This is a genomic window from Campylobacter sp. CFSAN093246, assembly GCF_012889415.1.
GTDB lineage: Bacteria > Campylobacterota > Campylobacteria > Campylobacterales > Campylobacteraceae > Campylobacter_D > Campylobacter_D jejuni.
The window spans coordinates 169,615-195,164 of sequence record NZ_CP040613.1; the positions used below are offsets into that span (position 1 = coordinate 169,615).

At 30.4% G+C, this 25,550-nt stretch carries 25 protein-coding genes and 1 pseudogene; 10 read left to right on the plus strand and 16 right to left on the minus strand.

All coding sequences use genetic code 11. The annotated features are described in order from the left end of the window. Positions 1 to 101 precede the first annotated feature (101 nt). A complete protein-coding gene (locus FBE87_RS09160; RefSeq protein WP_002851711.1) occupies positions 102 to 464 on the plus strand; it encodes a hypothetical protein in 363 nt (120 codons plus the stop codon). A 12-nt stretch (positions 465 to 476) separates the two neighbouring features. On the opposite strand, the gene FBE87_RS00860 is transcribed toward FBE87_RS09160, so the two are convergent. Genes FBE87_RS00860 through FBE87_RS00880 form a run of 5 tightly spaced genes read right to left on the minus strand, consistent with a single transcriptional unit; the run spans position 477 to position 5,364 of the window. After that, complete coding sequence (locus tag FBE87_RS00860; protein WP_002852026.1) at positions 477 to 1,682, minus strand: saccharopine dehydrogenase family protein; 1,206 nt, start codon at positions 1,680 to 1,682, stop codon at positions 477 to 479. A 41-nt stretch (positions 1,683 to 1,723) separates the two neighbouring features. Beyond that, positions 1,724 to 2,632 carry an ABC transporter ATP-binding protein gene (locus FBE87_RS00865; RefSeq protein ID WP_010891842.1) on the minus strand — a complete coding sequence of 303 codons (909 nt, stop codon included), beginning with the start codon at positions 2,630 to 2,632 and terminating at the stop codon, positions 1,724 to 1,726. Then, entirely contained in the window at positions 2,616 to 4,232 is a 1,617-nt protein-coding gene (locus tag FBE87_RS00870) for an iron ABC transporter permease (protein WP_100617604.1), read from the minus strand. Before FBE87_RS00870 ends, FBE87_RS00865 begins: the two co-directional genes overlap by 17 nt. Then, complete coding sequence (locus FBE87_RS00875) at positions 4,232 to 5,236, minus strand: Fe(3+) ABC transporter substrate-binding protein (RefSeq protein WP_002880032.1); 1,005 nt, start codon at positions 5,234 to 5,236, stop codon at positions 4,232 to 4,234. The genes FBE87_RS00870 and FBE87_RS00875 overlap by 1 nt, the downstream gene beginning before the upstream one ends. Then, a complete protein-coding gene (locus FBE87_RS00880) occupies positions 5,233 to 5,364 on the minus strand; it encodes a lipoprotein (protein WP_002859376.1) in 132 nt (43 codons plus the stop codon). The genes FBE87_RS00875 and FBE87_RS00880 overlap by 4 nt, the downstream gene beginning before the upstream one ends. Before the next feature lie 221 nt (positions 5,365 to 5,585). Here FBE87_RS00880 and FBE87_RS00885 point away from each other — a divergent pair, with 221 nt between their 5' ends. The 7 genes and pseudogenes from FBE87_RS00885 (at position 5,586) to FBE87_RS00915 (ending at position 13,327) form a co-directional block, all read left to right on the plus strand. Beyond that, on the plus strand, positions 5,586 to 6,437 hold the full coding sequence (locus tag FBE87_RS00885) for a ChaN family lipoprotein (RefSeq protein WP_002851704.1): 852 nt from the start codon (positions 5,586 to 5,588) through the stop codon (positions 6,435 to 6,437). Continuing rightward, positions 6,434 to 8,701 (plus strand): annotated as a pseudogene (locus tag FBE87_RS00890) (TonB-dependent receptor). Before FBE87_RS00885 ends, FBE87_RS00890 begins: the two are co-directional and overlap by 4 nt. Positions 8,702 to 8,712: 11 nt before the next feature. Then, entirely contained in the window at positions 8,713 to 9,474 is a 762-nt protein-coding gene (locus tag FBE87_RS00895; RefSeq protein WP_002857636.1) for a MotA/TolQ/ExbB proton channel family protein, read from the plus strand. Then, on the plus strand, positions 9,461 to 9,871 hold the full coding sequence (locus FBE87_RS00900) for a biopolymer transporter ExbD (RefSeq protein ID WP_002851714.1): 411 nt from the start codon (positions 9,461 to 9,463) through the stop codon (positions 9,869 to 9,871). Before FBE87_RS00895 ends, FBE87_RS00900 begins: the two co-directional genes overlap by 14 nt. A gap of 1 nt (position 9,872) precedes the next feature. Then, positions 9,873 to 10,619, plus strand: coding sequence for an energy transducer TonB (locus tag FBE87_RS00905; RefSeq protein WP_100626314.1), 747 nt, complete (start codon positions 9,873 to 9,875; stop codon positions 10,617 to 10,619). A 45-nt stretch (positions 10,620 to 10,664) separates the two neighbouring features. After that, complete coding sequence (locus FBE87_RS00910; RefSeq protein WP_010891843.1) at positions 10,665 to 11,870, plus strand: putative transporter; 1,206 nt, start codon at positions 10,665 to 10,667, stop codon at positions 11,868 to 11,870. Between the two features lie 98 nt (positions 11,871 to 11,968). Further along, positions 11,969 to 13,327, plus strand: coding sequence for a hemolysin family protein (locus FBE87_RS00915; RefSeq protein ID WP_168977208.1), 1,359 nt, complete (start codon positions 11,969 to 11,971; stop codon positions 13,325 to 13,327). A gap of 12 nt (positions 13,328 to 13,339) precedes the next feature. On the opposite strand, the gene FBE87_RS00920 is transcribed toward FBE87_RS00915, so the two are convergent. The 10 genes from FBE87_RS00920 to tig form a co-directional block, all read right to left on the minus strand. Beyond that, complete coding sequence (locus FBE87_RS00920; protein ID WP_002851935.1) at positions 13,340 to 14,524, minus strand: metallophosphoesterase; 1,185 nt, start codon at positions 14,522 to 14,524, stop codon at positions 13,340 to 13,342. Between the two features lie 9 nt (positions 14,525 to 14,533). Beyond that, entirely contained in the window at positions 14,534 to 14,743 is a 210-nt protein-coding gene (locus FBE87_RS00925; RefSeq protein ID WP_002851709.1) for an alkylphosphonate utilization protein, read from the minus strand. Beyond that, positions 14,736 to 15,455: a TerC family protein gene (locus FBE87_RS00930; protein ID WP_100626315.1), complete on the minus strand. Its 720-nt coding sequence runs from the start codon at positions 15,453 to 15,455 to the stop codon at positions 14,736 to 14,738. The genes FBE87_RS00925 and FBE87_RS00930 overlap by 8 nt, the downstream gene beginning before the upstream one ends. Before the next feature lie 71 nt (positions 15,456 to 15,526). Continuing rightward, complete coding sequence (gene purN, locus FBE87_RS00935; protein ID WP_002851620.1) at positions 15,527 to 16,093, minus strand: phosphoribosylglycinamide formyltransferase; 567 nt, start codon at positions 16,091 to 16,093, stop codon at positions 15,527 to 15,529. Then, positions 16,084 to 17,454, minus strand: coding sequence for a bifunctional ADP-dependent NAD(P)H-hydrate dehydratase/NAD(P)H-hydrate epimerase (locus FBE87_RS00940; protein ID WP_002851837.1), 1,371 nt, complete (start codon positions 17,452 to 17,454; stop codon positions 16,084 to 16,086). Before FBE87_RS00940 ends, purN begins: the two co-directional genes overlap by 10 nt. Beyond that, on the minus strand, positions 17,438 to 18,136 hold the full coding sequence (locus FBE87_RS00945; RefSeq protein WP_002826913.1) for an NYN domain-containing protein: 699 nt from the start codon (positions 18,134 to 18,136) through the stop codon (positions 17,438 to 17,440). Before FBE87_RS00945 ends, FBE87_RS00940 begins: the two co-directional genes overlap by 17 nt. A gap of 1 nt (position 18,137) precedes the next feature. Beyond that, entirely contained in the window at positions 18,138 to 19,643 is a 1,506-nt protein-coding gene (locus FBE87_RS00950; RefSeq protein WP_002851902.1) for a YifB family Mg chelatase-like AAA ATPase, read from the minus strand. Then, complete coding sequence (def, locus tag FBE87_RS00955) at positions 19,640 to 20,167, minus strand: peptide deformylase (RefSeq protein ID WP_002851936.1); 528 nt, start codon at positions 20,165 to 20,167, stop codon at positions 19,640 to 19,642. The genes FBE87_RS00950 and def overlap by 4 nt, the downstream gene beginning before the upstream one ends. A gap of 35 nt (positions 20,168 to 20,202) precedes the next feature. Beyond that, on the minus strand, positions 20,203 to 20,787 hold the full coding sequence (gene clpP, locus FBE87_RS00960) for an ATP-dependent Clp endopeptidase proteolytic subunit ClpP (RefSeq protein ID WP_002806309.1): 585 nt from the start codon (positions 20,785 to 20,787) through the stop codon (positions 20,203 to 20,205). Then, positions 20,787 to 22,121 carry a trigger factor gene (gene tig / locus FBE87_RS00965; protein ID WP_002851938.1) on the minus strand — a complete coding sequence of 445 codons (1,335 nt, stop codon included), beginning with the start codon at positions 22,119 to 22,121 and terminating at the stop codon, positions 20,787 to 20,789. Before tig ends, clpP begins: the two co-directional genes overlap by 1 nt. A gap of 130 nt (positions 22,122 to 22,251) precedes the next feature. Between tig and folE the strand changes: the two genes are divergently transcribed. Beyond that, positions 22,252 to 22,824 carry a GTP cyclohydrolase I FolE gene (gene folE / locus FBE87_RS00970; protein WP_002825654.1) on the plus strand — a complete coding sequence of 191 codons (573 nt, stop codon included), beginning with the start codon at positions 22,252 to 22,254 and terminating at the stop codon, positions 22,822 to 22,824. Beyond that, a complete protein-coding gene (gene fliI, locus FBE87_RS00975; RefSeq protein WP_100626316.1) occupies positions 22,824 to 24,209 on the plus strand; it encodes a flagellar protein export ATPase FliI in 1,386 nt (461 codons plus the stop codon). The genes folE and fliI overlap by 1 nt, the downstream gene beginning before the upstream one ends. Positions 24,210 to 24,211: 2 nt before the next feature. Here fliI and purF read toward each other — a convergent pair whose 3' ends face one another. Beyond that, positions 24,212 to 25,549, minus strand: coding sequence for an amidophosphoribosyltransferase (gene purF / locus FBE87_RS00980; RefSeq protein WP_002851896.1), 1,338 nt, complete (start codon positions 25,547 to 25,549; stop codon positions 24,212 to 24,214). Position 25,550 lies beyond the last annotated feature (1 nt).

The following is a 25,550-nucleotide window of genomic DNA, read 5'->3' on the forward strand; positions in this document are numbered from 1 at the left end:
CTAGTTTAAAAAAAGTTTGGGAAAAAGATCCTTGCTTAGATTCTAAAAATTTTCACATCATATCTCCTAATTCTAGCTTTAAAAAACTCTTCAATACAAAAATGGATTTTATATTTGCAAATCAAAGCTTATATTATCTTACAAAACAAGCTTTTAAAGAAGCTGTGCAAGAATTTTATGAACTATGCAATGAAGGAGCTATTATATTTGCAACCATGATGAGCGATAAAGGCTATAGTATGTATGAAAGAGGAGAACTTATGGATAATAGCTTGCGTGAAGTAAAAGGATGTCCAAGTGGTAGATTGAGTGGTTCTTCATATATACGCTTTACTAAAGACATAGAAGAATTAAAAGAAGATTTTAAACCTTTTAAACCTTTATTTTGGGGAGATTATGAATTAATTAATCTGTATAATTTTGAAGGCAGTGTGGAGCACTTTATTTATATAGGACAAAAGTAAGTGCTCTAGCACTTACTCTCCTAAGCTTGGAGTCATTTCGATAATCTTCCAAGGAAGTCCTTGAGAATTCAGCTCTTCCATAAAAGGCTTAGCGTCAAATTCTTCCATATTAAACACGCCTTTTCCTTGCCAAATTCCTTTAGCGATTAATTTCGTACCTATCATAGCAGGAACACCTGTAGTATAGCTCACAGCTTGCGCGCCAGTTTCTTTGTAACATTCTTCATGATTGCAAACATTATAAATATAAACTTGTTTGTCTTTTCCATCTTTTTTACCACGAATCACGCAACCTATATTGGTATAACCTTTAGTGCGTGGTCCTAAACTTGCAGGATCAGGAAGCAAGGTTTTTAAAAATTCTATAGGAATGATTTCTTTACCTTGGTGTATCACAGGTTTAATTCCTAGCATTCCAACATTTTCAAGACATTTCATGTGAGTTAAATAACTTTGTCCAAAAGTCATAAAAAAGCGTATTCTTTTTAAACCTTTGATATTTTTTACCAAGCTTTCAAGTTCTTCATGATAAAGCAAATAGCTATCTTTCACTCCTACTTCTGGATAATCCCACTCCATTTTTATTTCCATAGGCTGCGTTTCTATCCACTTGCCATTTTCCCAATAACGCCCTTTAGCAGAAACCTCACGCAGATTGATTTCAGGGTTAAAATTCGTCGCAAAAGCATAGCCATGATCACCTGCATTGCAATCTAAAATATCTATATAAGAAATTTCATCAAATAAATTTTGCTGTGCATAAGCACAAAAAACATTAGTTACACCAGGATCAAATCCACTTCCTAAAAGTCCTAAAATTCCTGCTTGTTTAAACTCATCATTTCTCGCCCATTGCTCTTTGTATTCAAATTTAGCTAAATCAGGATGTTCATAATTTGCCGTATCTATATAATCAATCCCTGCTTTTATACAAGCATCCATTAAACTCAAATCTTGATAAGGCAAAGCCACATTGAGTAAAATTTGTGCTTCTGTTTTCTTGATAAGTTCTACAACTGCATTGCTATCATCAGCATCAATTTGCGCCGTTTCAATTTGAACCCCTAAACGCTCTTTGATAAAAGCAGCGATTTCATCACATTTGCTTTTTGTTCTACTAGCTAAAGTGATTTTACTAAAAGTATCAGAATTCATTGCGCATTTTACAGTAGCCACACGACTTACCCCACCTGCGCCTATGATTAAAAGATTTTTCATTCCTATCCTTCAAAAATTTTTTTGATTTTATCAAATTTAAACTAAAAATTGATAATATCAAAACTTATTTTCTCTTCTAAATCATAACTTGAGCTCACCAAAATAAAAAAAATTATATTTTTATAAAGTAATTTTAGCCTACAAAAAGCCCCTAAAAATTCTTTTTGTAAAATTTTAGCCTCAAAGCGATTTCCTATTTTAAGCTCTGCATAACCAAAAATATAATTTTTTGAAGCTATCCAAGCAAAAAATTCATCTTCTAAATCAAGTTTTTCTTCTATGATATTTAAATCAGGTAAAATTTGTGCACTTTTAAAATCAGGTTTAAAATAAAGCTCTTTAGGATTTGCATGAGCTAAAATTTTTCCTTTTTCTAAAAAAGCGATTTGATCAGACATACAATAAGCATCTTCAATATCATGAGTTACCATAATAGCCGTAATGCCTTGATTTTCTATCATTTTTTTCAATTCTCTTCTTAAATCCTGTTTTAAATTTTGATCCAAATTAGAAAAAGGTTCATCTAAAAGCAAAAGCTTACATCCTCTTGCCATAGCTCTAGCAAAAGCCACTCTTTGCGCTTGTCCTCCTGAAATTTCATCGATTTTTTTATATCTTAAATCTTCAATTTCAAAAGTTTTAAGCAAATGATTTAAAATTTGATTTTTATCTTTTTTATCATAAAGTGCAAAAAGTATGTTTTTCTCAACATTTAAATGAGGAAATAAAGCATAATTTTGAAACATCAAAGCCACTTCACCTTTGCAAGAAAACAAATCATAAGAACTAGCTTGTTCAAGCTTAGCAATAATCCTTAAAAGCGTGCTTTTTCCGCTTCCACTACCTCCTAAAATGCTTAAAAATTCTCCTTCTTTGACATGAAGATTGATATTTTCTAAAGCTTGTATTTTTCCAAAATTTTTAGATAAATTTTTAATTTCTAACATCATCTTTCCTTGTGATTTTATCCATCCAAACAACAACCATTAAAGAAAGAAAAACGATAAACAAGGAAGGCAAAGCTGCATCATAAATTCTTTCATCACTTGCAAACCAGAAAGCTTTAACACTTAAAGTTTCAAAGCCAAAAGGCGCTAAAATTCTACTTAAAGGAAGTTCTTTAATCGTATCAATAAAAACAATAATAAAAGCCAAAAATAAAAAATGTTTCATTAAAGGTGTGTGAATTTTAAAAAATAAAATAAAATAACTCGTTCTTAAATTTAAACTTGCTTCATCAATATTTAGATGAATTTTATTATATCCTCCCTCTAAAGAATAAATTGCACTCGCTAAAAAACGAATTATATAAGCAAAAACAAGAACAAGTAAAGAATTTCCCAATAAACTCATGTGAAAAAATTTATCCAAAAATACAAAAAGCACTATAATGCTAATCCCTAAAGCAGCAGCAGGTATAGAATAACCCAAAGAACTTATTTTTAAAATAAATAAATTAAAAAAATGATTTTTAACTATCCTAGAGCTAAACATCAAAAAATAAGCTAAAAAAGTGGTAATTAAAGCAGTGATTAAAGCTAAGATTATAGTTTGAAAACTGATAATATAAAATTGCGATTCAAAAAGCTTATGATCTTTTAGCCCCCAATAAACTAGCCAAATAAAAGGTAAAATAAAACCTACAAAAGCAATCATAAAACAATAAATACAGGATAGAATTTGTTTAATAGGATTTAATTTTCTTTTTTTGATAAAAAGAGCTAAATTTTGATTAAAACTATAATGATGTTTATTTTTATAATAATAATCCACATACATAATCAAAAATACAAAAAGCATTAAAATACCCGATAAAACACTAGAAGAATAAGAATCATTCAAATCATACCAGAGTTTAAAAATTCCAGCCGAAAAAGTATCCACTCCCAAATAAGCACTTGCACCATAATCACTCAAAGTTTCCATTAAAACCAATAAAGCTCCAGAAAAAATGGCAGGTCTTGCACTCAAAAGTGCCACGCGTGTAAAAATTCTAAATTCAGAATATTTCATGATTTTAGCTACTTCATAAGCCTCTTTAGCTTCACTTTTAAAAGCTGTTTTAGCAAATAAATAAATATAAGGATATAAAGAAATAGCCAAAACAAAAATAACACCATAATGATTGAAAAAATCTATCCTAAAGTCAAAATTTTCGTGAAAAAATCCTTGAAAATCCATAATTCCCACATAAACAAAGGCTAAAATATAAGCAGGTATGGCTAAGGGTAAAATGAGTAATTTTTCTAAAATTTTACAGAAATAAAAATCATAATTTGCAATCAAATAAGCAGAACTCACACCCAAAATCAAGCTTAAACACAATACTCCCATGCTAATTATAAAAGTATCTTTGATGAATTTTAAAAATAAATAATCAAAAAAATGACTCAAATTTTCTTTAATAGATGAAAATTGGGTTAAATCACTTGTATTAAAATTTTGAAATAAAATATAAAAAAGTTCAGCAAAAATACCAAAAATAGGTAAAGCAAGAAAAAGGGCAAGTAAAATTGCCCCGAGTTTATAGTATTTTAAGGTTTTATACATTATCTAAAACCGACTTCATCGTAAATTTTAACCGCTTCTTTAATATTTTCTGCTATCTTACTCACAGGGATTTGATCTTCTTTGAAAGTTCCAAAATCTTTTACCGTTTGGCTTAATTCTACATCATTTCTTATAGGAAATTCATAATTACTATCAGTAAGAATTTTTTGAATTTCAGGACTTAACATAAATTCCATAAATTTTTTAGCCGCATCTTGATTTTTACTTGATTTTGTCATAGCAATACCGCTAATGTTAATATGCGTTCCTCTATTGTCTTGATTAGGAAAAATAATACCCAAAGAATTCCCCACTTCTACATCTTTTGGATTTTTAGAATTCTTTAAAAGCCCTATATAATAAGTATTCATAACTGCAAATTTAGCTTCGCCTGCAAATACTTGTCTGGCTTGATCTCTATCCCCACCCTTTGGATTTGTCGCAAGATTTTCAAGCACACCTTTAGCCCATGCTTTAGCCTCTTTATTTCCGTCATTAGCTATAATAGATGCTAAAAGAGTTTTGCTATAAGGAGCTGTAGCACTTCTCATAACAATTTCTCCTTTAAATTCAGCTTTTGCTAAATCTTCATAATTTTTCATTTTGCTAATATCGATATTTGTGTTTTTGTTGTAAGCAATAATTCTTGCTCTTTTTGTAATCGCAAACCATTCTTTATCCTTATCTCTTAAATGAGCGGGTATAAATTCTTCTAAATATTTTGATGAAACAGGGGATAAAAGTCCTAAATTCTTAGCTTCTGTAAGATTTGAAATATCAGCTGTGATGAAAATATCAGCAGGAGAATTACTTCCTTCAAGAGAAAGTCTTTTAATAAGTTCTGAAGCTTTAGCTTGAGTATGATTGACCTTAATACCTGTTTTTTCTTCGAATTTTTTTATGATTTCAAAATCAGCATTATAATGTCTTGCTGAGTAAATATTAAGCTCACGAGCACCTAAAAATGAAACAGCTGTTAAAAACATAAAGAAGATTTTTTTCATATTTTATCCTTTAATTGAGAATTATACTCGGTTTTATTAAGATCTTTAAAATCGGTATGAGAATGTTCAGAGCAAGCAAAAGCAAAGCCAACGCATAGTAAAAATAAAATTATTTTTTTCATAGACATTAATTCCTTTTAGATATTTTGATAAGAAATATTAATATTAAAAAGTAAATATAAAGTAACTTAATAATTTTATAACTGATAAATATTTTCATTTTATTATAATAAATTTTGATAATAATTATAAATAATTAAATTTTAATATAAATATTTAATAGTATTTTTATATATAAAATATTAATATTCAATATCAAAAATAAACCACTAAGAAAGTAACAATAATAATGAAATTTTATACTATTTTAAGCATTCTATTTATAAGCTTTATGTTGAGCGCTTGTGCTGTTTTGCAAAAATCATCTCCACTTCAAGAAAATAAAGATTTTTATATACTTGATACGCATACTCAAAAAAAGATTTCTTTTGAAGATATGATTTTAGAATTGCTAAAAGCAGATGTGATACTGCTTGGCGAAAAACACGATGAGGTTAAACATAAGATAAGTCAAGTTATGATTTTTAATGCCTTAGAAGGAAATTTAAGTTCTCAAAATATAAACTTTGATGTAGCTTTAGAAATGTTAGCAAGCACAGAGCAAAATCACTTAGATAAAGCTTTTAAAAATAAAAAAACCATTAAAGCCAATGAACTTACTAATGCATTAAATTGGGATAAGGTCTGGAAATGGAAAGATTATGAGCAATTTGTCAATGTGGTTTTTTATTCAAAGTCAAAAATATTAGGTGCAAATCTTTCACGCTCAGAAATTACAAGCATTTATAATGGGGCTCAGCCCTTAAAGGGTTATGTTTCAACCACAAATGAAGTAAAAAAACAACTTTTTGACATTATATCCTTAAGCCATAAGCTAAATCCTGAAGAAAATAAAGAATTACTAGATAAATTGGTGGAAATTCAACAATTCAAAGACAGGCGTATGGCTGATGTATTGGTTCATCATGTAAATAAAGTTTTATTGCTAGCTGGAAGCTATCATACAAGTAAAAAAATAGGAATTCCTTTACATATACAAGATTTTAAAAGCAGTAAAAAAATAGTTGTAGTGAATTTAAGCTATGGAGAAATAGATTTAAAAGACAGTGATTATGTTTTGATTTATAAGGGGGAGGAATGAAAAAATTAAGTTTATTTTGTGCTGTAGGTTTATGTTTTGCTAGTTTTGCTTTTTCTGAAGAATTAGAATTTGATAGTCTTGAAATTTCAGGTTCAAAAATCAAAAACGATGAAAAACCTTTTGTAACTCCTGGGGCAACAAGCACAAGAGAGGGTATAGGTTCAGATACACAAAGTATAGATTCTATAGTGCGTAGTATACCTGGAACCTACACAAACACAGATCAAGCTCAAGGCACAGTTCAAGTAAATATTCGTGGTATGAGTGGTTTTGGGCGTGTTAATACCATGATTGACGGTGTTACTCAAACTTTTTATGGTAGTGCATCAGATGATCCAGCTAGATTTCATTCACAAACGGGAACTTCAGCTTTTGGAGCTGTTATTGATACAAATTTCTTAATCGGAGTTGATGTTACAAGGGGAACTTTTGAAGGAGTAGGTGGAGCAAATGCCTTGATGGGATCAGCAAATTTTAAGACCATAGGTATAAATGATATTGTACATGATGGCAATATCTTTGGATTTTTAGGACGATTTTCTTATGGAAGCAATGGAATCGGACCAAGTTATATGAGTGCAGTGGCTGGAAAGACTGAACTTGAAAATAATGGATATGTGGGCGCGCTTTTTGGTTATAGCGCAAAGAGAATTACTTAAAATTACACTGTAGGCGGGGGTGGCAAGATAGGTAGTAGTATGGTTGATACTGATGGAGATGGTATAGCTGATACCAATATCGCTCCTTTTGATCCAGATTTTTTAACCCAAAAACCAAACTCTCAACTTTTTAAACTCGAATATGTCCCAAATTCTTTTACAAACACTATATTTTCTTATCGTAGATATCAAAACGAACTTGCCGGTAGAAAAATACACAATGACAATTATCAACTTGATTTTTGGCACAACCCTAATGAGTGGCTTAATGTAAATACGCTTATTGCCTACAATCAAGGCATACAAACCTATGGATCAAAATCTACTTTTGCGGCAAACGATGCCATAGCTAACACAAAGGCAAAAAATACTGCCACTACTTTTGATATAAGTGATACTTTAGAGGGTGAATGGCATAGATTTAATCTAAACACACGCTTTGGAGCAAATATTTTGCTTAATGATTATAAAAATACCTTAAATACATCAATTCAAGGAGTAAATTCTATACCTTTTCAGCCTCGTGGAAAACAAAATCTTTTTACTTATTATCTTGATAATAGTCTAAATTATGGTATCTTTACACTTGATACCAATGTGAATCTTTTAGATTGGAATATCAAAGGACACAGACCTGCTTGCGATGAAGTAAATTTTATGTGTTTTCCAAAAGCGGCGACAGATATAGATAAAAATGGACTTCGCCTGAATGCTTCTGTCATGCTTTCAGCTGCCATACACGAGCTTTTTACACCCTTTGTAAGTTTTGCGAGAACAAATAGAGCCCCTAATGTGCAAGAAATGTTTTTCTCAAATAACGAAGGCAATGGTATCAATTCTTTCTTAAAACCAGAACAAGCCAATACTTGGCAAATAGGTTTTAATTCTTTTAAACATGGACTTTTAAAAGATGATGATCGCTTTGGTTTTAAAGCCGTGTATTATCATACAAAAATAAAAGATTATATTTATAATGAACAATTTTATCTTGAAGATCCAAGTAAAGATCCTCCAAGCTCGCAATTTTATATGCACTTAAATTCAGCTGATGATACCATATTTAAGGGTGTGGAGTTAGAATTAAGCTATGACTTGGGTTTTGCTTATGCTAAAGCTATGTATTCAAGACAAGATACAAGTTCGACTATTTCTCAAACTTCAGGACCTCTTCTTGGCTCTTTTTCGGCAAGTAAAATCATGGAGCTTCCAAAAGATTATGCAAATGTAGAGCTTGGCTTTAGGTTAAATGATAAAATAAGCTTTGGTGGTATAGCAAAATACACAGGCAAAGCAAAAAGGGTAAATCCAAATACAGATGATTGGAATAAGGATCCAAACAATCCTTATTATCCTAAACCAACCACACAAGACTTACCAAAAATTCCTATTATAGTAGATTTATATTGGAATATAGAATGGTTTAAAAACCTCACAATGAGAGCAGAGGTGCAAAATTTATTTGATAAAAACTACATGGATGCCTTAAATGCTTATAATTCCTTAGATAATCAGCTTCAATATAATGGAGCAGGTGATCCTATCTATCTTTTTAGCAATTCTGCTCGCGGTCGTACTTTTATAGTAAGTTTTGAATATAAATATTAAGGAATATACAAATGTTAAAAAAATGTTTTTATTTTGTTTTTTTATTGTTAAATTTAAATGCAGAAGCAAATGCAACAGATACAAATTTATCTTTTGATTCTTCTAAGATAGAAACCGAAGCACCTAAAATAGAGCTTTCTCTTTCTAGTCTTTATCAAAATGCTGATGAGGTGGTAAAAGGTGTTATTTATATATTGGTTTTATTTTCCATTTTAGCATGGGCAGTTTTTATTTCTAAGCTTATGCAATTTTATTTTATGAAAAAAAATCTAGACTTGTCTATACAAAAGATAAAAGAATTAAAAAATCTCAATGAATTAGATCAGACAAAAGATTTTGCAGGTGTTTTATCTTTAGAAATTCAAGATGAGCTTGAAAAAAGTGAATATAAAAATGATCACATAAAAGAGCGTATAGAATTGCGTTTGCAAAATACCATCTCAAAGCAAATCACAGCAAGCAAAAATGGCTTGAGTTTGCTTGCGAGCATAGGTGCTAGCGCACCTTTTATAGGGCTTTTTGGAACAGTTTGGGGAATTATGAATGCATTTATAGGTATAGCAAATCTTGGCAATGCTTCTTTGGCAGTCGTTGCGCCTGGTATAGCTGAAGCCTTGTTTGCTACAGCTTTTGGCTTGATAGCTGCTATCCCTGCGGTGCTTTTTTATAATTATCTTACAAGAAAAAATTTAAAACTTATGCACCATTTAGATGAGCTTGCAAATTTTGTCTATATACTTTTTCATAGGAGTTATTTTAATGATAAAAACTGAAATGGCTCACAAAGAAGAGGAGTTAAGTGAGATCAATATAACTCCTTTTATAGATATTATGCTTGTATTATTGATTGTTTTTATGGCTGTTACTCCTCTTATCACAAGTTCTATCAAAATAGAATTACCCAAGAGTTCGCAGCAAGCAGAGGATAAGCTTAAAAATCCCATCATACTTTATTTAAATACTGATAATACTTTGGCTATTAATGATGATAAATTAAGCCTAGAAAATCTTTCAAGTGCTTTAGATATAAAAACCAAAGGCAATAAAGAAGAAATTATTTATTTTCATATCGATAAAAGTGTAAAGTATGAAGATATTATGCAAGTAATGCAAAAATTAAAAGAGAATGGCTATGGAAAAATAGCTCTTTCAAGTAAAAAGATGGATTAGTATGAAGTCTAGTGTGATTTTTGGGTTTGTGTTAAGTTTGATATTGCATACTTTAGTATTAATGTTTTTCCTTTTTTCTTTTTATACTCAAGAAAAATCAAGTGGTGTTGATTTTAAACAAGGAGCGGAATTTACTTCCATTATGATGGTATCAGAGTTTCCTATCGGGGAATTAAAAGAAGTTTCGATTGATCAAAAAAAGAGTAATTTTCAAGATAAAAACAAAAAACAAGACGAAAGAATAAGTTTTAATTCTCAAGATAAAAATGCTGTATTAAAAGTTCAAAAAAAGATTGAAAAGCAAGATGAAAACCAAGCTCAAAAAGAAATAGCTAATGCAAGTGAAAATTCAAAATTTAAAAATGAATCGCTCAGTGCTCCGCTACAAAGTAATGAAGATAAAACACAAACTATAGTAAGTGGCAATGCCAAAGAACAAGTTAAAAGCTATCAAGCTTTGCTTATGGCTCATTTGACTAAATTTAAAAAATATCCTCAAGAAGCGATAATGCAAAAACAAGAAGGCGTTGTAAGAATTCGCGTAAGCATTGATGAAAGCGGAAATGTCTTAAGCAAAGAGCTTAAAAAATCTTGCCCTTATGCAGCGCTCAATGATGAAGCTTTAAGTTTATTTAAAAGAGCTTCTCCATTGCCAAAACCGCCTAAAGAAATGTTAAAAAATGGTGATAAAATCAGTTTTGTTATGCCTATTGATTACAATATTAAAGACTATTTAGGTAAAAAATAAACTTTTCATTAAAAAAAGTTTATTAGAATTTTTATTTTAAAGGTGATGATTATGTTCTCTTCGTTTTTTAAAAGTAAAAAATGGGCTTTATGGGCTTATTTGGGACTTTTTTTACTGTTATTTTTCTTATATATACAAACAAGCTTAAATGTTGCGATCAATTCATGGTATAGTGATTTTTACAATGTTTTACAAAAGCCAAAAATAGAACTTTTGGATTCTAATTCTACGCAAAAAATAGAAGAAAATCTTGAAAATAATGCCACTTTAATCCAAGAGGCTAATCAAAGAGCTGAGCAAAATTTCCAAAAAGCTAATTTTATCAATAAAGGCGCATTGTATTATTATCAAAATTTATTAGAATATTTTTTCAACTCTAGGGCTATGATTGAAAAGCCAAATTATTCAGCAAGTGATTTTTATGCTTTGATTTTAGTTTTTTTGGCTATTGCTATTCCTTATGTTTTAATCGCTACAATTAATATCTATTTTGCTAGCGTCTATGCTTTTAAGTGGCGTGAGGCTATGACTTTTTCTTATTTAAAATTTTGGAAAAATAAAGATGATAATATAGAAGGAAGTTCGCAAAGAATTCAAGAAGATACTTATAATTTTTCTAAAATCGTAGAGAGTTTAGGACTTAGTTTTATAAAAGCTTTGATGACCCTTGTAGCATTTATTCCGATTTTATGGAGTTTAAGTGATGTTGTGAGTAAAGCTTTATTTGCAAATTTAAGCGAAAATTCTTTTTTTTATTTTTTAAAAAACATTGATGGTTTGCTTGTTTATATTGCACTTTTGATTTCTTTAGGAGGCTTGGTTGTGTCATGGTTTGTAGGTATTAAGCTTCCTGGACTTGAATATAACAATCAAAAAGCTGAAGCAGCTTTTAGAAAAGAGCTTGTTTATGCTGAGGATAATCGCAAAGAATACGCTAAAAATGAGACTATGATAGAGCTTTTTACAGGGCTTAAATTTAACTATAAAAGACTTTTTTTACATTATGGATATTTTAATATTTGGCTCATTTTATTTGAGCAAATGATAGTTATAGTGCCATTTTTAATCATGGCACCAGGGCTTTTTGCTGGAGCTATAGGACTTGGTATTGTAATGCAGATTAATAATGCATTTGATCAAGTGCGAAGCTCTTTTAGTATTTTTATCACAAACTGGACAACTATCACTCAACTTAGAAGTATATATAAGCGTTTAAAAGAATTTGAGAAAAATATTTCTTATAAGTCTTAGTTTTTTCTTATAAAATACAAGAAAAAATTCAAATATTAAATTTACTTTTAATTGTGTATAATAAGGTTTAATAATATTTTATTTCTTAAGGAGCTTCATTGGACCCCAGTCAGGTTTTGGATTTAAACCAAACTTCTACAGCATCTTTTGATGCAGGATATTCTATACTTATGGTTGTTGTTGCACTTGCTCTAGTGTTTTTAAATGGTTTTTTTGTTTTGTCTGAATTTAGTATTGTTAAAGTACGTCGTTCCAAGCTTGAAGAGATGGTAAAAGAAAAAAAAGCTGGTGCCAAGAAAGCTTTGGAGGTTACTTCAAGACTTGATACTTATCTTAGTGCTTGTCAATTAGGAATCACTTTAAGTTCTCTAGCTCTTGGTTGGATAGGTGAGCCTGCTATTGCAAAAATGCTAGAAATTCCGCTTATTAATCTTGGTTTTAGCACTGTTATTATCCATACTATGGCTTTCATTATTGCTTTTAGCATTATTACTCTTTTACATGTGGTTTTAGGAGAACTTGTGCCAAAAAGTATAGCTATTGCAGTTGCAGATAAAGCGGTTTTATTTATAGCTAGACCGCTTCATTGGTTTTGGATGCTCTTTTTGCCTTGTATTAAAATTTTCGATTTTTTAGCAGCTATAAGTTTGAAACTTTTTGGAATAAAACCTGCTAAAGAAAGCGAGCTAACTCATAGCGAAGAAGAAATTAAAATCATAGCAAGTGAGAGTCAAAAAGGTGGAGTTTTAGATGAATTTGAAACAGAGATCATACGCAATGCTGTTGATTTTTCAGATACTGTTGCTAAAGAGATTATGACTCCTAGAAAAGATATGATTTGTCTAAATAAACAAAAAAGTTACGAAGAAAATATGCAAATCATTTGTGAGCATAAACATACTCGCTTTCCTTATATTGATGGCTCTAAAGATACTATTTTAGGTATGATACACATACGAGATATAATACAAAATGAATTAAACCATAAAAGTCAAAATTTAGATACTTTTGTTAAACCTTTGATTTTGATTCCTGAAAATATCAGCATTTCAAAAGTACTTGTAATGATGAATAAAGAACGCTCTCATACTGCATTAGTAGTTGATGAGTATGGTGGAACTGCTGGAATTTTAACCATGGAAGATATCATGGAAGAAATTATTGGCGAAATTAAAAGCGAGCATGAAGAAGACAGCTATAAAAAACTTGCTGAAAATATCTATGAATTTCAAGGACGATGCGATATAGAAACTGTTGAAGAAATGCTTGTAATAAACTATGATGAGGATTTAGAACAAGTTACTATAGGTGGTTATGTATTTAATCTTTTAGGACGCTTGCCTATGGTAGGAGATCGCATTGAAGATGAACTTTGTTACTATGAAGTTAAAAAAATGGATGGGAATTCTATAGAGCGTGTTAAGGTGGTTAAAAAAACAAATAAAGATGAAGAATAAGCCTCTTTAGGCTTATTTCTTTTTGTAAATTTGGTTTTTAATTTCTATACACTCAAAACCTTTTTCATCTAGTGTAACTACGCGTAAATATCCACCATCATCTATTTTACCCTCGCATAAAAATACTCTTTTGGCTATTTTCATAGGAAGTTTTTCTTTATTTCTGTGTCCAAAGATTTGATAAAGATTGTCCGAGGTGAAATTACAAAATTGATTTGCTACTTTTTGACTGTCTTCATATCCACCTACACCATAAATAAAGTCATGGCTTGGTATAAAACTTATTTTTTCAGGTTTGGAGGGTATAAAATTTACTCCTCCATGTGAACAAAATATGAATTTATTTTGGAATTTGTAGTATAAACATTCTTTTAGATGAGGATAGAGTTTTCTAGCATCTCTTGGAGTAAGTTTTTCTTTTCTAAAATCCTTTAAAGTATTTTCATTAAATTCTTTGGAATTTGACAATTCTCCATTAGCCCATTTTATAAGATGTCTTTCGTGATTTCCTTCTAATAAGCATACGTTTTCTTTTTCGCAAATTTTTAAAAGAAATTTTATTACTTTGCCATTTTCTATACCTCTGTTGATATAATCTCCCAAAAATATATAAAATTCATCTTCTTTGATTGTTTTAATGTATTCTTTTAAAACACTATAGCAACCTTGTAAATCTCCTATATGATGAATTTTTTTGTATTTGCTTAAATTTGGCATTTGGTAAAGACATTTTTTCCAGTCTCTTGAGTCTAAAATTGGGTATTTTTTTGGATTTTTTTTGAGCAAATCTTGAGTTTTTTCCAAAAGAGCATAAGGAATGATATATCCATTTTTTTTAGCTTCTAAAAGATTTTTTTCTTGACATTGTTTTAAAGAGCTATCAAAAACAATAACATATATTTTATAGCGATATTGTTTAGCTAAGTCTTTATAAATTTTTAATGTTTCGTTGTAAGCGTTTATGATGCTAAACTCACCTTTTTGCATACGCATTTCTAGAAGTTTGAGTAAAATTTTACTCAAATCTTCATCATTTTTAACATTTAAAATTTTATATTCACTGACTATATTTTTAACGCTTCCTGATAAAAGACGCAAAGCATTTAAATCAAGTGTATAATTTTGAAGTTTATTATTTTTGATAAATTCTTCTTGTCCTGCGTAATAATTCCCTCTTAAAACAAGTAAGATTCGCACATTCTTTGCCTAGATTTTCTTTAAAAATTCAGTTTTTAAAACAATAACGCCAAATTTATCTACTCTAGCCTCAATTTCACCTTCTTTAGAAGTGAGCTTAATATTTTTTATAGTAGTTCCACGTTTTAAAGTTGTACTTGCACCTTTAACCTTAAGATCTTTTATTACACTCACGCTATCACCTGTGTTAAGTTCTATTCCATTAGCGTCTTTAGCCATTTTTTTCCTTTCTTTGATCTAAAATATTTAAAATTTGCACCACTAAAGCAAAAGCCATAGCGGTATAAATATATGCCTTATCAATATGAATATCAAAACTTTCAGCAACTAAAACTACGCCTATTAGCACCAAAAAAGCTAAGGCTAAAATTTTAATGCTTGGATATTTTTCAACAAAATCTGCTATAGGTTTAGAAGCAAAAAGCATCACAGCTACTGCGATAATAACAGCGATAATCATGATGGTTACATCTTGAGCAATTCCTACTGCGGTAATAACACTATCAAGCGAAAACACTATGTCAATCACAGCAATTTCAGCTACAACTATCCAAAGTTTATTGCTTACTTTAAAATGACTTTGACTTTCTTCTTGATGAGAAATTTGCTCTTTAATTTCTTTAATAGACTTTACAATCAAGAAAAGCCCACCTAGTAAAAGAACTAGATCTCTTCCTGAAATTTCATTGCCCAATACACTAAACAAAGGTGTTACAAGTTTCATTACCCAAAAAAGAGATAAAAGAAGTAAAATTCTTGTAATCATTGCAAAAGCTAAACCTAAGATACGTCCTTTATCACGATGTTCAGGGGGTAGTTTGCTTACTAAAATAGCTAAAAAAATGATATTATCTATCCCTAGTACAATTTCAAGAGCACTTAAAGTAGCTAAAGTAATCCAAGCATCAATACTAAATATCCATTCAAACATAAATTTCCTTGAAAATTTTAAAATTTTTTAAAGCGATATTTTATAGTTTTAAAGCAAATACCTTTAATTCTTTAAGAAAAAATTTCAATCACACTTAAGGGTAAAATTTCATGTTCTAGACTATGAATTTTTTCTTCAAATTCTTCAAAACTCAAATTTCTTTTTTCAAAAGCTTTTTGAGCTATAATCATTCCACCATCAAGTTCTTCACTGACCCAATGCACACTCACACCAGCTACTTTCATATCACTTTCATAACTTTCTTTAATCGCATGTGCTCCTTTAAAAAGGGGTAATAAAGAAGGATGAAGGTTAATTGCCTTAATATTTTTTGTAAAAACAGGACTTAAAATTCTCATAAAACCTGCTAATACAGTAAGATTTGCTCCACTTTCTTTGATTTTTTGTACCAAAATCGTATCAAATTCTTCACGAGTATTATAAGCCTTATGATCAACAATGACAGTATCAAGACCAAATTTTTTTGCTCTTTGTACACCAAAAGCATCTTTTTTATTACAAATGCAAAGTACTACTTCATAGGTATTTTCCCCTATGGTTTTTTTATGAAGTTTTTCTAAAATATTTTCTAAATTACTTCCATTTCCACTAAAAAGTACAGCTAATTTTACAAGCATTTTAATCCTTTGATAAGTTTTAAAGCGTCAAAGCTATTTTTATTAAATTTATATTTTTTTGCAACAAGTCCATGAGCTAAAGTAGCATTTTTTGCTGCTTCTAAAGCGCTAAAACCAAAACCTAAATGTGCAGCAATCATTCCACTTAAAACATCTCCACTCCCACCTTTAGCTAAGGCTTGATTTCCTAAATTTACAACAAATAATTTTTCTTTTTGCACAATAATAGGATTTGCTCCTTTTAAAACAAGAACACAATCATAATTTTGTGAAAATTTTCTAGCATAGAAAAAGCGATTTTTTTGCAATGTTTCTATATCTAAATTCTCATCAAAGCACATTTTATAAAGTTTTATAAATTCTTTTGGATGAGGGGTTATAACAACATCTTTTCTGTTTAAATACCAAAGCAAAGCTTCACTTAAAAAGCAGTTTGCATCCAAGATCAAAGGAGTGTTTTGCAAAATTTCATCTTTTAGAAAATCCAAATTTTCAAGCCCCATACCTAAAGCAATAGCACTTGCATTATTTTCAATTTTTTCTTTTAACATCAAAAGAGGCGAGAAACTTTTTTGTGCTACTAAAGAAACAAGACCTGCTCCAAAATTTAAGGCTCCAAGTCCTGCTAAAGTTCCAGCACTTGCATTGGCAACTATATAAATATGGCCAAAATTTCCTTTATTGGCGTTGATTTTTCTATCTATAGTTTTTAAATCTTTTTTTTCAAGCAAAAAAGCTTGAGAATTAGGGTAAAATTTCTTAGATCTAATGCCTAAATTGGCTATTTTAATCCTTCCTACAAATTCCTTAGCAAAATCTTCAAGTAAAATTTCCTTTAAAGCTCCCATACAAAATGTAATATCAGCTTTAAAACAAGGATAAAATCCCAAATTTGTAGGTATATCACAAGCTATTTTTAAAGCCTTACTTTGATTAACTTTTTGAATAATTAAACTTGTTTTTTCATCTAAACAACGATTTGAACCTGTACCTAAAATACAATCAATGATAATATGAAATTTTTTAAAATTGGGTTCTTTTTTACAAAATTTAAAAGCATAATTTTGTAAAATTTGCTCTTGTTTTTTAAAAAGCGTATTTTCTTTAAAGCCTATTTTATAAGCTTTAGCGTGTTTTAAATTTCTTAAAGCCACCAAGCCATCTGAAGCGTTGTTACCCCCGCCTAATAAAAAAAGTATTTTTACTTTTCTAATCTTGCGTTGAATGCGAATTTTTTTAGCTTCTTTTTTAATTAGCTTGGCTAAATTTAATCCCGCATTTTCCATTAAAATAAGCTCATCTAAGCCTTTATTTATAGCATTTTGTTCTAAAATTTTTATATTATCAATAATAGCTTTCATAATCTTTTTTCACCAAAAAATATATATTTTTTTCTCTTTCTTCTTCAAATTTTTTCATTTTGGGTAAAAATTTCTGGATCAAAGCACGAAAATTCTTAAAACCATAATTTTGCGGATGAAAATCCGAGTATTTGCGGTTCATATTAGTACGGATTTGTGCGTATTCGGCACGCCCTTTTTCATCGATAAGTTGTTCGGTGATATTGATTAAAGCTCTTAAATAATCCTTACTTAAAATATCTTCTTTTTTACTCTCATCTTTATCTAAATAAAAAAATTCACTAAAGGCATTTACATAAGATTTTATAGACTTTTCAAGCCCCATTCCTATAACTTGTTTTTTATTTTCTCTTAATTTTTGAATGAGTGAAGTATAATCACTATCGCTTGAAACAATAACAAAAATATCTATATTTTTTTCATAAAATATGGACATAATTTCAGTGATTAAATACATATCGCTTGAGTTTTTGTTGGCTGCAAAATTAAATTGTTGCATAGCGATTAAAGAATATTCAGCAATTTGCTCTCTCCAACCTTGTATATTTTTTTGAGTCCAATCCCCATAAATGCGTTTAATGATAACCTCTCCGTAATCTGAAGCGATATCAAAAATACTTTTAGCGTATTTTGCAGGGATATTTTCTGCATCTATAAAGATAGCTATACTTTTATTTTCCATTTTAATTCCTTGCTCTAAAGCTTAAAGCTTCTAAAATATGGGTTTTGCTAATATTAAGACTTTGTTCTAAATCCGCTATACTTCTTGAAACTTTTAAAATTTTATTAAGCGATCGCAAAGAAAGATTATAACGTGAAATTGCTAAATCTAGCGTATCTTTGGCATCTTTTTCCAATACACAAAAACGACTTAAATCTTCATCTTTTAATTTCCCATTAAATTCTTTTTGCCCCCGTTTTTTACTAAAAATAAAAGCTTGTAAAATTTTTTCACTCATTTCTTTAGAACTTATACTCGTTTTATCATCCTTGCTGATCTCATCCATAGCTACATAAAGATCAATCCTATCCATAATAGGAGCTGAAATGTGATTTTTGTATTTTTTAATCTCATTTTCACTACAAACACAAGAAAGATTTTTGGAGAATAAATTTCCACAAGGACAAGGATTTTGGGCAGCTATAAAGCTAAATTTTGTTTCATAAGTGATTTTAGAATTTACTCTTGAAATATGAATTTTATGATCCTCTAAAGGTTCTCTTAAACTCTCTATGATTTGCTTGTTAAAATGTGGAAATTCATCAAAAAACAATACTCCACCATTTGCAAGTGCTACTTCTCCAATTCTGGCATTTTTTGTTCCTCCGCCAAAAATACTTGCTCTTGTAGAAGTATGATGAGGATGACGAAAAGCACGAATTTTAGTAAATTCACAATCTTTTGAATCTAAAGACATATAAGCATTTTGCATTAAAATTTCACTTAAACTTTGAGGGGGCATGATATAAACAAGGCGTTTAGCACACATGCTTTTACCACTTCCTGGACTTCCTTCAAATAAGATATTATGCATACCTAAAGCAGCTATCATACAAGCTCTTTTGGCTTTTTCCTGCCCTTTGATATCTTTAAAATCAAGTTTAAAATCCATATTTTGTAAAAAAATTTCATTTTCTATTTGTAAAGGGTTTGCAAATAAAGGATGATTGTGAGAAAAGCGAAAATTTTCATAATTTTTTTCTTTAAAAAACTCTATTGCTTCATTTAAATTTTCAAGTCCATAAACCTCTAAATTTGGTATCATGGAAGCTTTTTGTGCTATACTTTTTGGAACAACGATCTTAGCTTTTTTAATTTTAGCAGAGAGAAACAAAAGCAAAGAAAAAAGCTCATTTGTGCTTTTAATACTTCCATCAAGTCCTAATTCTCCTACTACAAAAAAGTCATCTAATTCTTCATTTTGCAAAAGGATTAATAAAGCGATAGCCAAATCAAAATGCGATCCCTTTTTTGGGATGCCTGAAGGACTAAGATTGATAGTGATTTTTTTAGCAGGAAAAGCAAAATCACAACTTAAAAGTGTGGCTTTGATGCGTTCGACACTTTCCTTAATCGCTGTACTTGCAAGCCCTACTATGCTTAAATTTGGCAAACCTCTTGTAAAAGTGGATTCTACCTCTATAATGTCTAAGCCTTCATGAAAGCTTATGCACTTTAGTTTTTTCATTTCTCTTTTTTATGATTTTTCTTCTTTTTCTTAAATTCTTTATCGAATTTTTGACGCTTAGCAAAGGAAATTTTTTCTATAAATAAATGTCCATTTAAATGATCATTTTCGTGTTGAATAGCCACAGCTAAAAAACCTTTTGCTTCAAGTTCTTTAAATTCTCCAAAGCGATCTTGATATTTAAGCAAGATATGATTATAGCGTTTCACTTCTTCAAAAAAATCTGGCACACTCAAACACCCTTCTGTGCAAGTAATCATTTCTTCATCTAAAGGAATAATTTCAGGATTGATAATCTCTAGCAAATCTTCTTTTTTTTGTTCATCGTTTTCATCAAAAATATTTACAAGTAAAACACGCAAAGGAATATCCACTTGAATAGCTGCTAAACCTACTCCATTACTTGCTATCATAGTTTCATACATATCATCAAGCAAGGTGTGAAGTTCTGTATCAAATTTATTTACAATTTCAGAGTTTAAAAAAAGTCTAGGATTGGGATAGGTGATAATTTTTCTAACCATTAAAAAACCTTTGTTTTAAATGATCTCCAAAGAAATCATTTAAAACTTTTTTCCAAAACCTTATCAATCAGCCCATATTCTTTAGCTTCTTGTGCTGACATGAAAAAATCTCTTTCTGTATCTTTTGCTATTTTTGCAACTTTTTGCTTAGTATTTTTTGCCAAAATATCATTAAGTATAGTTTTGAGTCTTAAAATTTCTTTGGCTTGAATTTCAATATCTGTGGCTTGACCTCTAGCTCCACCTAAAGGTTGATGAATCATAATACGTGAATTAGGCAAAGCAAAACGTTTTCCTTCTGCGCCACAACTAAGCAAAAATGCTCCCATAGAAGCAGCTTGTCCTATACAAATCGTACAAACATCAGGTTTGATATAGTTCATAGTATCATAAATACTAAAACCACTTGTAATTACACCACCTGGAGAATTGATATAAAGATAAATATCTTTTGTAGGATCTTCAGCTTCTAAAAAAAGAAGTTGTGCTACGATAGAAGCGGCAAGTTCATCATGAATTTCACCACTTAGCATAATAATTCTATCTTTTAAAAGGCGTGAATAAATGTCATAACTTCTTTCACCACGACTAGATTTTTCAATAACATAAGGAATAAACATTATTTATCTTCTTTCTCTTTTTTGCTCACTTTTTCTGATTTTTCTGTTTTTGGTATAAAAATATCATTAAAAAGTTTTTCTTCAATTAAAGCCATTTTCACAGCAGGCAAAGCTCCTTGTTTTTTATAGTTTTCTAAATGCTCTTTTGGATTCATACCATAGCGATATGCTTCAAAATAAATCGCTTGAATCAATTCTTGATCATTTACTTCAATCTTACGCAATTTTGCAAGTTCATCAATGATAAAAGTAAGTTTTACACTTTTTTGTGCTTCTTCTTTAAAAGAATCACGTTTTTCTTGATATTTTTCTTTACTTGCTTTAAGCTCTTCAATTTCTTTTTCGCTAAAAGTATTAAAAGCCGCACGCATCTGCATATCAGTTTCTTGTTCTACTATGCCTTTAGGTAAATCAAAATTATATTTTTCAATCAAAGCATCTGCAAATTTGCCTTTTAATTCATCATTTACAAGTTTGAAAAGTTTTTCATTTTTGATTTGCTCTTTTAATTTTTCATCTAAAACTTCAACACTAGCTTTTTCTTCTCCTGGTAAAAGTTTTTTAAGCATTTCATCATCAAGTTCTGGAATTTTAAGCTCTTGAATTTCATGTAGTTTTACTTTAAATACTGCATCTTTACCCGCTAAATGCGCTGCGCCGTATTCTTTAGGGAAAGTTACTTTGATATCTTTTTCTTCACCTATTTTCATTCCCACCATACCATCTTCAAAACCTGGAATAAATTGCTTAGAACCAATTTCTAAAACATAATTTTCAGCTTTACCACCTTCAAAAGCTTTATCATCTACAAAACCTTCAAAATCAAATTTTGCAAAATCACCTTCTTTTAAAGCTCTTTTTGTTTTTATAGCTTCAGGAGTAGCAAAACGCTTTAAAAGTTCATCTTTTTTCTCATCAATTTCTTTTTTACTTACTTTTGGAGTTTGATATTCAGGGATGAGTTTTTCATAACCCTCAAGTTTGATTTCAGGTTTAAAAGAAAGTATTAATTCAGCAATAATTTCTCCATCTTTACGATCAAATTTTTCAAAATATGGCTCACCTACAAGCTCTTTATTTTCTTTTTTAAGTTCTTGTAAAGCGCTATTTACAGCGGATTTAAAAAGATTTTGTTCTGCATCTTGAGTGAGCTCTCTTTCATATCTTTTAAGTACGGCACTTACAGGAACTTTTCCTGGTCTAAACCCATCCATTTTTACACTTTTAGAAGCTTTTTTTGCTAAATTTTCTACTTCACTTTTGATCATTCCTGAAGGAATTTTTACACTAGCAGTCGCATTAACAGAATCTAGTTGCTTTGCCTTTACTTCCATAGTTTTTTCCTTATAAAATAAAATTTGCTTTCAATCATAGCAAATTTTTCCTTATTACTTGCATAAAATTTTAAAGTAATTTATGATAAAATTGCATTATTAAAATATAAAAATATTTTTGGAGAAAAATTTGCAAAAAAAATTTGAAGATTGTGTTAAAACCATACTTGAAATTATAGGAGAAAATCCAAATCGTGAAGGGCTTATTAAAACGCCAAATCGTGTTTTTAAAGCTTATGAATTTCTTACTAGTGGTTATACGCAAAATGTCAAAGAAATTTTAAATGACGCTTTATTTGAAAGTTCTAATAATGAAATGGTTTTAGTGCGTGATATAGAATTTTACAGTCTTTGCGAACATCATCTTTTGCCTTTTTTTGGGCGTGCTCATGTAGCCTATATCCCTAATAAAAAAGTAGTAGGTTTAAGCAAAATTCCACGCCTTGTAGAAGTGTTTGCAAGAAGACTTCAAATTCAAGAACAACTTACTGAACAAATCGCACAAGCTTTAATGGAAAATGTCGATGCAAAAGGTGTGGGTGTAGTCATAGAAGCAAGACATATGTGTGTTGAAATGCGTGGAGTGCAAAAAGCTAATTCCACCACTACAACTTCAGCTTTACGTGGAATTTTCTTAAAAAATGAAAAAACCAGAGAGGAATTTTTTTCTCTCATAAACTCTGCTAAACAGGTAAGATTTTAATGAATCTTGAAAAACTACGCTCCAAACTTGGCAAAGAAAATTTAAGTGCTATTTTTGGAGAGATTACAAAAATTTCTGCTACAAGTATAGAAATTCGTGGGCTTAAAACAGGGGTTGGAGATATAGTGAAGTTAGTTTCTAATGAAAATGAAAATTTAAACACTCTAGCTATGGTTGTAGAAATCAAAGAACAATTTAGCTATTTAAGCCCATTTTCTTTTATAGAAGGTTTTAAAATAGGCGATCGTGCTTTTATAAGTGATGCAGGTATGCAAATAGGCGTTAGCGATGAACTTTTAGGCAGGGTAGTAGATCCTTTTATGCGTCCAAAAGATGGTAAAGGAGCTATAGAAGCAACCAAATATATGCCTATAATGCGTGCACCTATTGATGCAATGAAAAGAGGGCTTATAGAAGAAGTTTTTCCCGTGGGTGTTAAAACCATAGACGCGCTTTTAACTTGTGGTGTAGGACAAAAACTTGGTATTTTTGCAGGAAGTGGGGTAGGAAAATCCACTCTTATGGGAATGATAGTTAAAAATTCCAAAGCTCCTATAAAAGTAGTGGCACTCATAGGAGAAAGGGGGCGTGAAATTCCTGAATTTATACAAAAAAATTTATGCGGAAAGCTCGATGATACAGTGATTATTGTTGCTACAAGTGATGATAGTGCTTTGATGCGTAAATACGGTGCTTTTTGCGCAATGAGTGTGGCAGAATACTTTAAAGAACAGGGCAAAGATGTACTTTTTATCATGGATAGTGTAACGCGTTTTGCTATGGCACAAAGAGAAATTGGACTAGCTCTTGGAGAGCCTCCTACAACCAAAGGTTATCCACCAAGTGTTTTAAGTCTTTTGCCTCAACTCATGGAAAGAACCGGTAAAGAAGAAGGTAAAGGCACTATAACAGCCTTTTTTACCGTTTTAGTGGATGGTGATGATATGAGCGATCCAATCGCCGATCAAAGTCGTTCTATCTTAGATGGACACATTGTTTTAAGCCGTGAATTAACAGACTTTGGAATTTATCCTCCTATTAATATACAAAACTCTGCTTCAAGGGTGATGAGTGACATTATAAGTCCTGAACATAAACTTTGGGCAAGAAAATTTAAGCGTTTAAACTCGCTTTTAAAAGAAAATGAAGTATTGCTTCGCATCGGTGCTTATCAGAAAGGAAGTGATAAAGAACTTGATGAAGCTATTTCTAAAAAAGAATTTATGCAAAAATTCTTAGGACAAAATCCTGAAGAAAGCTTCGAATTTAATCAAACTTTAGAGCTTTTAAGTCAAATTGATACACCAAATACTCCTTTGCCACCAACTCAAAATATAAATGTAGGAAGTGCAAGTGCAACTTTGCCTAATCCTAATTTAAAATAAAATTATTTAATAAAATAATCTCCATCAAAACTGATTAAAGAATATTTCCTTTCATCGCCTATGCTTTGAGTTAGCTCTTCTATGCTTAAAAAACTTAGCGTATCAGCTTCTACATATTCACGCACTTCTTCAGCATTTTTATTTGCACTGATAAGTTCTTCAAAAGTTGGAGTATCTATGCCATAAGTATCAGGAAATTTGATCTCAGGACAAGCTATGGCAAGATGGATTTTGCTCGCTCCTGCAGCACGAAGCAAAGAAATTATTTTTTTAGAAGTAGTGCCACGCACCAAGCTATCATCAATGACTACGATTTCTTTGCCTTCTAAAACTTTACGCATAGGATTAAGTTTTAATTTTACTTTTAAATTTCTAAGCTCTTGAGTTGGTTCTATAAAAGTTCTTCCTACATAATGATTTCTTACTATTGCCATTTCAAGAGGGATTTGTAAATATTGCGCAAAACCTATAGCTGCACTTACTCCACTATCTGGCACAGGCACGACAAAGTCTGCTTTATAAGCAAATTTTTTAGCTAAAGCTTCGCCCATTTTTTTACGCACTTCATACACGCTTTTGCCTTCTACTATACTATCAGGTCTAGCAAAATAAATGTATTCAAAAGCGCAAATTCTAGGAGTTTGAGAAAAAAGTTCTATGCTTTCAAATTTATCATTTCCCTGAGTAAAAATAAGCATTTCCCCTGGTTTAACATCACGAATAAATTCAGCCTCTATAAGATCAAAAGCACAAGTTTCACTAGCAACTATATAGCCTCCATCTTTTAAACGCCCTAAAGACAAAGGACGCACCCCATGAGGATCTCTTACAACATAAAGTTTATCTTTGCTTGCTAAAACAAAACAATAAGCTCCTATACATTCTTTTAAACTCTCAATAAATCTATCTTTTAGACTTTCTTGCTTACTTCTTGCGATAAGATGGACAACATTTTCTGTATCCATATTGGTTTGAAAAATAGCCCCATCTTGAATAAGTCTTGATCTTACCTCTTCTTTATTGACTAAATTTCCATTATGCGCTAAAGCAATATCACCTAAAACCGAAGTAGCTGCTATGGGCTGAGCGTCATTTAAACTTGAATTTCCTGCTGTAGAATAGCGATTATGCCCTATAGCGATTTCACCTTCTAAAGTTTTTAGATTATCAGGATTAAAAATTTGACTCACTTCACCTTTAGCTTTAATAGTCTTAATATTTTTACCATTACTCACACTAATGCCACTTGCTTCTTGCCCACGGTGTTGCATAGCAAAAAGCGCATAATACGCATAAGTGCTAGCATTTTTTGAATTGATAACTCCTACAACTGCACACATT

Coding starts and splice junctions, on each gene's coding strand:
- FBE87_RS00945 (WP_002826913.1), bottom strand. CDS start 18,136: ATGGAAAATAAAAGTATAGCTATCTTTATAGATGCAGAAAATATCCCT.
- FBE87_RS00930 (WP_100626315.1), bottom strand. CDS start 15,455: ATGTTTGAATGGATATTTAGTATTGATGCTTGGATTACTTTAGCTACT.
- FBE87_RS00865 (WP_010891842.1), bottom strand. CDS start 2,632: ATGATGTTAGAAATTAAAAATTTATCTAAAAATTTTGGAAAAATACAA.
- FBE87_RS00900 (WP_002851714.1), top strand. CDS start 9,461: ATGATAAAAACTGAAATGGCTCACAAAGAAGAGGAGTTAAGTGAGATC.
- FBE87_RS09160 (WP_002851711.1), top strand. CDS start 102: ATGGATTTTATATTTGCAAATCAAAGCTTATATTATCTTACAAAACAA.
- FBE87_RS00940 (WP_002851837.1), bottom strand. CDS start 17,454: ATGAAAGCTATTATTGATAATATAAAAATTTTAGAACAAAATGCTATA.
- def (WP_002851936.1), bottom strand. CDS start 20,167: ATGGTTAGAAAAATTATCACCTATCCCAATCCTAGACTTTTTTTAAAC.
- fliI (WP_100626316.1), top strand. CDS start 22,824: ATGAATCTTGAAAAACTACGCTCCAAACTTGGCAAAGAAAATTTAAGT.
- FBE87_RS00860 (WP_002852026.1), bottom strand. CDS start 1,682: ATGAAAAATCTTTTAATCATAGGCGCAGGTGGGGTAAGTCGTGTGGCT.
- FBE87_RS00880 (WP_002859376.1), bottom strand. CDS start 5,364: ATGTCTATGAAAAAAATAATTTTATTTTTACTATGCGTTGGCTTTGCT.
- FBE87_RS00925 (WP_002851709.1), bottom strand. CDS start 14,743: ATGGCTAAAGACGCTAATGGAATAGAACTTAACACAGGTGATAGCGTG.
- purF (WP_002851896.1), bottom strand. CDS start 25,549: ATGTGTGCAGTTGTAGGAGTTATCAATTCAAAAAATGCTAGCACTTAT.
- FBE87_RS00905 (WP_100626314.1), top strand. CDS start 9,873: ATGAAGTCTAGTGTGATTTTTGGGTTTGTGTTAAGTTTGATATTGCAT.
- FBE87_RS00875 (WP_002880032.1), bottom strand. CDS start 5,236: ATGAAAAAAATCTTCTTTATGTTTTTAACAGCTGTTTCATTTTTAGGT.
- FBE87_RS00870 (WP_100617604.1), bottom strand. CDS start 4,232: ATGTATAAAACCTTAAAATACTATAAACTCGGGGCAATTTTACTTGCC.
- tig (WP_002851938.1), bottom strand. CDS start 22,121: ATGGAAGTAAAGGCAAAGCAACTAGATTCTGTTAATGCGACTGCTAGT.
- clpP (WP_002806309.1), bottom strand. CDS start 20,787: ATGTTTATTCCTTATGTTATTGAAAAATCTAGTCGTGGTGAAAGAAGT.
- FBE87_RS00895 (WP_002857636.1), top strand. CDS start 8,713: ATGTTAAAAAAATGTTTTTATTTTGTTTTTTTATTGTTAAATTTAAAT.
- FBE87_RS00910 (WP_010891843.1), top strand. CDS start 10,665: ATGATTATGTTCTCTTCGTTTTTTAAAAGTAAAAAATGGGCTTTATGG.
- purN (WP_002851620.1), bottom strand. CDS start 16,093: ATGCTTGTAAAATTAGCTGTACTTTTTAGTGGAAATGGAAGTAATTTA.
- FBE87_RS00950 (WP_002851902.1), bottom strand. CDS start 19,643: ATGAAAAAACTAAAGTGCATAAGCTTTCATGAAGGCTTAGACATTATA.
- FBE87_RS00885 (WP_002851704.1), top strand. CDS start 5,586: ATGAAATTTTATACTATTTTAAGCATTCTATTTATAAGCTTTATGTTG.